1 protein-coding gene is annotated in these 6079 nt (G+C 68.4%); it reads right to left on the bottom strand.

Features of this window, described 5'->3' with window-relative positions; all coding sequences use genetic code 11:
* Positions 1 to 220: 220 nt before the first annotated feature.
* Positions 221 to 6019 (bottom strand): glycosyltransferase, encoded by a 5799-nt coding sequence (locus tag J8J14_RS19675; protein ID WP_209381258.1) that lies wholly within the window; start codon positions 6017 to 6019, stop codon positions 221 to 223.
* Positions 6020 to 6079 lie beyond the last annotated feature (60 nt).

Raw genomic sequence — 6079 nt, 5'->3', positions numbered from 1 at the left:
CCTCGTGCTGCTGACCGAGTGGAACGAGTTCCGCGCCCTCTCGCCCGAACGCCTCCGCTCGGCCATGCAGGGCAACACCGTCCTCGACCTCCGAAACGCCTGGGACCCAGAGGCCTTCCGAGAGGCCGGCTTCGCATACCAGTCCATCGGTCGACCCTGATCGGACCGTCCTGGGCGGATCGCCGCCTGGCTTCCAGGCCAGGTGGCGATCCGCGCGGGCCTACTTCCAGATCACGCCCAGCGTCTGAACCAGGACACCGAGCCGCCGGGTGTCGTCGCCCTCGCCCGCATCGGCGGGAGAGATCGGGTCGAGCCGCAGGATCGAAAGCCTGAGCTGCGAGGCCGTTGCCAGATCGTGGCGCAAGGTGACGCTCCGCTTCTTAAAGCTGTCACTCTTGAAGACGAGCTCCTGAGGCTTCCCGTCCTCCAGAGAGAGGCGGACCCGGGCCGGCCCGCCCGTCGCCGTGCCGTAGACGCGACCGAAGAGCTCAAGCGTCACCTCTCCCGTCGCTCCCGCAGGAACGGGCAGGATCACCTCGGCCAGATCGGCACGCGACCAACGCCCCTCGCTCTCGGCATCGTACCATCCGAACAGCTCAAGCTGGTCCAGCTCCCCATGCTGCGAGAAGTCGAAGATGCTGGAGAGAACGGGCACGGCGGGCTTCGGCTCCGGCGGCGCGAGCACGACCAACTCCTCCGGTGCGGCTGATGCTTCCAGGGCTTCTACCTCCGCCGGCTGCGGCTCCGCGGCAGGCGGAGAGCGATGCGCAGGCGTTTCGGGCTGCGGAAGTGCGGGGCTTTCTGCCGCCTCGACCGCGGGCGGCAACGCCACGGGCTGCGGAGGCTCGGGCGGACGATCGCGGCGGGACAAGGCTGCCGCGAAGAGGTCCCGCACCTCCTGCTCGGTGGTGGCGGATGGGACGAGCAGCACGGCGGTGAGCTGCATCCCGAGCCGCCGTGAATCCTTGCCGATGCCGAGTTCCGCCGGCGAGCAGCAATCCCGGCAGCGGAAATGCACAGCCACCGGGCCCTGCTCCTGCTGCCGCTCCGCGAGGCCACTCACCTCCTTCAGCACGCTCCGGTCCGACGAGAAGGACCAGCGCTCGGCAATTTCGCCATTCACCTCAACATCGACCGGCGCGAAGGCCTTCGTTCCGTCGAGGAAGGAGCGCCCATAGACGAAGAAGCGCCAGTCCCGGCCCAGCGATGGATCGGGGAGGAAGGCCAGCCCGCCGCCATCGCCCTGGCTCCAGCGGCCGGACCGCTCGGCGCCGAACCAGGTGCCGCGCAGCATCTGGGCGGCGCCCGCCGGTGCCTCGCCCGTTTCGGGATTAACCCGGAACAGCATCACCTGCCCGGCCCCCAGCAGCGGCAGGGCTGTGCCGCTGATACGGCTGACCCGGATGCCCATGGGCCGCTCATCCATGCGCCCGTCGGCGGTTGGCACCCGTCCCGTGGCATCAAGGAGCAGCTCGAGGTCGAGTTCCCCGCGCCGTCCGAGACAATCCGGCGGTACGCTGATCTCGATGCTCCCGGGGGTGAGCGGTTGCAGGCGCCGGGTGGCAAGAAGGCGGCCCTTGGCGCGGATCTCCAAACCGAGAGACCCGTCGCTCGACCGGGGGCGGGCCGCCTCGACCTCCAGGCTCAACATGGCACCGCCGAGCAATGCGCCCTCGAGGCGGAGCGGCAGCCGCCCGCCACGCCCGAACGACCAGCTGGCATGGCGTTCCGGCCCGTGCCAGTCACCGCCCAGCGCAGCCTTCACCAACTCGTCGGTAGGGCTGCCGGATCCGGAGCCGAGCCGAAGTATCTGGCCGGGAGCGACCGGCAGGCGAGTCGCCGCACCGTCCTCCCCGACCATGCGAAGCTCGAGCGAGATGATGCCGAAGGAGAAGGCTTCCTCCGTCGCCCCGAGCTCCAACGACTGCGGAGAACGCGCATCGGAGGCGACGAGGTCGATCACCACCGGCTCCGCCATGGCCCGGATCCGGGCGGGGAGCGGAAAGGAGACGAGGCGGGGCTCGTCATCCTGGAAGGTGGCGGCGCCGATCTCATGCCCGTTCGCCAGGGCGAGCAGTGTGAAGCCGGATTTTGGCGCGGCGACCGGGCGAAGGCGCAGGTCCAGCACCAGCTCCTCACCCGGCCGGTCCTGCAGGACCATGCTGAGCCTCGGCCGCTGCTCGGCGCTGTAGAGACCCCAGGCCGGATGCGCGGTCCAGTTGCCATCCAGGAAGGACCGGCCGGTCGGGTCGCGCAGCAGATTGTAGGAGTGGCCCAGCTCCGCCCGCTTCCTGTCCGGTGCCGGCTCGCCGAAATAGCGTGAGACGCTCTGCAAACCTGAGAGCGAAGCGAGGGACACCTTCGCGATGCCGATCCCGACCAGGCGGGGATCATCCGATTTCGTGACCAGCCGGAGCGGGGTGAGGAAGGCGCTCTCGATCTCGATTGTCACTTCGGGAGCCCGGCGCGCGACCTCGGCAGGCACCACTGCGTGCAGCGTCTGCAGGCCGCCGCCGCGGAGCAGCCAGCGCGCGACCGGAACGCCATTCGCGACCACCCGCGCCTCGAAGGCCGTGCCCGGGAGGGCGAGGGCACGTGCCTCCGCCATGAAGACCAGGTCGCCCCGCGCGTCCACGGCCGGGCTGAAGACGAGGCTGCTGGAAGGGCTGCTGGCCCAGCATCCCCACTTTTCCAGCGGATGCCATCCGCTGCCACGGATCCGGGAGGTAGCGATGCGGTCGGCGAAGGAAACCACGGCGCCGAGGATATAGGGCTTGGCGGGTGCGGGCCGGTCCTCGGCGGCCGCGAGGACGTCGATGAAATGCTCAGCCGACTGTTCCCAGCTGAAGCCCGCATAGTCTTCGGCGATACGGCGCTCCGCCATGTCCCGGGCACTGCGGCTGCCGGCGTAGAACTGCACCTTCGTCACCCAGCGCGCGACGTCCAGCGGATCGATCAGCTCGATCAGCCCCGGCGCGATCTCAGGAACGGAGGAGGTATCGGAAGCAAGGCAGAGCTTGCCGTACCGCAGGCTCTCGGCCACCGGCAGGCCCCAGCCCTCATAGAGGGACGGGTACACGGTGAAGATGCAGTTGCGGTAAAGCCAGTCCAGCGCCTCGTCATCCACGCCTTCCAGGATCGTCACCACGTCCCGCAGCCTGGAATCACCCCGAAGCGCCCGGGCCACGTCATGTCCGTTCCAGGCCACGCCGCCGACGATGACCAGCCGAGGGCAGCGCCCGCCCATCCGCTCTCGCAGCTTCAGCCAGACATCGTAGAGAAGCCTGTGGTTCTTCCGCTGGTGGATGGCGCCGACGGTGAGCACGAAGGGGCGGCTGCCCAGCTGTTCCTCGATGCGCGAGCGGGCGGCGCTCTCCTCCCCGGTGGCGATCTGCTGGATCTCGTCGCCTTCGCGGAAAACCGAGATCTCCGGGATGTAAAGGCCCTCGATGCGAGCCGCGTATTCCTCCACGTCCCGCCGCGTTGCCTGGGAGATGGCAATCACATGCGATGCGCCGTCGAGCAGCATGGTCAGGTTCTGCTCGAAGACCGGAGCGTAGCCGTCATTGAACCAAAAGGGGAACTTGGTCGGGATGATGTCGTGGATGACGGGGGTGAGGCGCAGCCGGTGGCGGCGGGCGAAAGCCACGACATTCTCGGCGTAGAGCGAGTTCTGCATCCAGCCGCTGCCGGGCACCACGTAATGCGCCCCGGCCGGCACGTTCAACAGTGGTGCCGGGTTCGTATCGTAATGTGCGAGGAAGCGGGAGAGCTTGCCGGCGCGAATGCCCTCGAAGGGAACCTCGACGAACTGCTTTGCCTTGTTGTTCCAGGCGACAAAGAGGATGCGCGTGCGCGGGTTGGCCCGCAGCGTCAGCGCCAGCGCCGCTTCCACCCTGGCGATCCCGGTCCAGCGGCCAGTATGGTTGGCGCTGCTCGTCACGTCATAGACGATGGTGACCGGCCGGTCCGCTGCAACGACGGGCGTGCCGGGGCCGGGCTCGGCATTCCTTCCGCGGGAGGAGAAGGCAGCGGGGGCGCGGATCGCAAGGGCCGAGAGCGCCTCGCCATACACTGCCTCGGTTTTCTCGCGGTGGCGGTCCCAGCTATAGGTCTCGGCGATGAAGGCCTTCTGCGCCTCTACCTCCGCGGCGTCCCGCGATGTCTCGTAGGCCTCCAGGATGGCGTTGCGTATGGAGGCCGGGTCGCCGGGATCGCAGTAGCGGGCGCTGGCGCCGAAATACTCGCTCTCCCCTGATTCGTCGCTGACCACGAGATTGGCGCCGCTGGCCGCCGCCTCCAGCGCCGCAAGGGGTGCTCCCTCGGCCCAGCTCGGCAGCACGGCGACGCGGGAGGCGGCGAAAGCGGAAGCGAGCAGGGGCGAGTTCGCCGGCAATCGGTCCAGCACATGCAGGTTCGGCGTGCGGAAGCGTTCCAGCAGCTCCCGATAGGCGGCATTCGGCGCGTGGCCGATGAGCACGAGCGGCAGGCCGGTGTCGCGCAGCGCATGTGCCAGCATCACCTGGTTCTTGCGTGATTCGATCCGTGCGACGCAGAGCACGAAGTCCTTCAGCCCCGTTTCCTGCTCGAAGAGCGAGGCGTCCGCCTGGCCGAAAATCGCGGAATCGACAGGGTTGTGCACCACCGTGCCCGCACGCGGCTCCGCGCCGATGCGCGCGAGGCGCTGGCGTTCGCGGTCGCTGAGATAAACAACGTGGTCGCTGAGCGCGACCATCTCGCGCACGGCCGCGTGGAACCCGGGCACGGTCTCCGTTACGAGGGCGTCCGGGCGACGGCGCTCCTCCAGAGCCAGCTTGAACGCGCGCAAGGCATCATCCAGAGCAGGCCCCTGCGGGCTGGATGAGAGGAGCTGCACGAGCCTTTCCTCCCAAAGATCCTTCAGCGCGAGGTCAAGAAGGATGGGGGAGAAAACCACAGCCTTGCCGCCACGATGGGCACGGCGCAGCAAGTCGAGGGCCGACCAGGGCGACCAGCTGTTGAAGGCATGCACCACATCCAGCCCGTCGAAGCGAGTGGGGGCGGGATGGATGCGCAGCTCCGCCTCCGTGCCGTTCTCGCGCAACTCCCGTGCGAGGCGGGGGACACGGACCGAGGGCCCGCCCTGGGAGCGGTGCTCATTCCCGTGCATGAAGATCCCGACCCGTTGCGGTCGGGGCGCGGAGCGGGACGGGGCGAGCGGTGCGGAGAGGCGGAGCCCATGATCCCTGGCCAGCGACTGAAAGACGCGGTCATGGCCTTCGGCCCAGCCATCCCAGGTGCGGTCGAGCACGGTGGCACGCAGGGCGCGCTTCTTCTCCACCAGTTCCAGCAACACGCGGCGCAGATCCGCCGCATCGCCCACCTGGTACTCGACATGGGGGAATTCCGGCACCCAGCCAATCGCCGGAGCGATGATCTCTGTGCCACAGGCCAGCGCCTCCACCACGCACATCGGTCCTCCCTCATAGAGAGCGGGCACCAGCACGTAGTCGAGGCCGCGGTAGTAGTCCGGCAGCTGCGAACCGGGCAGTTCCAGCGCCTCGCCCGGCCAGCCCGTGCCGGTGAAGGACCATTCGATCTCAGGGATGTCCATCACCTGGGCGACAATGTGCTCGCCCTTGCGGCCGGTGTGGTAGGTCCGCCCGACAACGCCGATGCGCAGCTTGGGGCTGAAGGTCTCCAGGTCCACGCCGGGCGAGATGGTGGTGACCTGTCCAATCCCAGCGTCGCGCAGCACGCCCTCGTAGAGCCGCGCATGGCAAATGCAGTGCTCCACTGCCCTGGCCGTATCGAAGAAGCGCTCGCGCGCCTCACCCTCCGGCTCCAGATGGGCGAAGTACCCAACCTCCACCGGAGAGAGGCGCTTGGAGCGGCTGGAAAAAGTGACGTAGTACTGGATGGAGGCGGCGGGATCGGGACCATTGCCGAAGGTCACATAGGAAAGCCGGCTGGAGATCTCGGAGGCAAGCTTCTCGAGGATCCAGCCGCGATCCGAGGTCACGATGTTCACGAAGGCCATGCAGCCGCACCCGCTTCCCGCTTTTACACCGCCGCAGCCTGGAGCCAGCCGCCGGCCGGG

Origin of the sequence: Pararoseomonas baculiformis, assembly GCF_017813395.1 — a bacterium.
GTDB classification, from domain to species: Bacteria; Pseudomonadota; Alphaproteobacteria; order Acetobacterales; family Acetobacteraceae; genus Roseomonas; species Roseomonas baculiformis.
Note: the sequence above shows the minus strand (reverse complement) of the source record. Positions and strands in the feature narration are given on the sequence as shown.